The 501-nt window shown below is 43.3% G+C and carries 1 protein-coding gene; it reads right to left on the reverse strand.

The annotated features are described in order from the left end of the window. Window positions 1–148 precede the first annotated feature (148 nt). The coding region (locus N1032_RS28185; RefSeq protein WP_259544059.1) for a hypothetical protein at window positions 149–501 on the reverse strand (353 nt) is incomplete at its 5' end.

Raw genomic sequence — 501 nt, forward strand, 5'->3', positions numbered from 1 at the left:
TGTTGAATTATACAAAGTTCTTACTCTCCCAAGCGATTGAGCTTCCGACTTTGTGCATAATAATTGGTATAGTTAGCAAAAGCCTATTATATCAACGTTTCTATGTATTTGAGCCTAAAACTTCACAATATCCCAGCAAGTGGCTTTGTTATTTGAAAGTAAGATTGAGCGGTTCTGCTGGCTTCGGTTGCTGGGATTCCATGAAGGCATCGAACAGCAGTCCTTCTCTCACTGATTCCATGTATTTGTCATAGTGCCGAGCGATCTGATCAGAAGCCATCAATTTCATAGGAGCTGGCGATAGGTCATCGTCCAGAATGGCGTTCCATGTTTGCATAGCCTTTTGCATTAAACCGCCCAAATCTTGCGCTGTGGTCGATAAAGCAACGGACATCATAATAGCCGTTACTTGCTTTACTCGTGGCTTAGAAGCGATCCTGTACACTGTGGCGATCCCACAAGCCATTTCTTTGGCACAGGATTCCATAGTATAGCCTTTCA

Source organism: Herbiconiux daphne (genome assembly GCF_024979295.1).
GTDB lineage: Bacteria > Actinomycetota > Actinomycetes > Actinomycetales > Microbacteriaceae > Herbiconiux > Herbiconiux daphnes.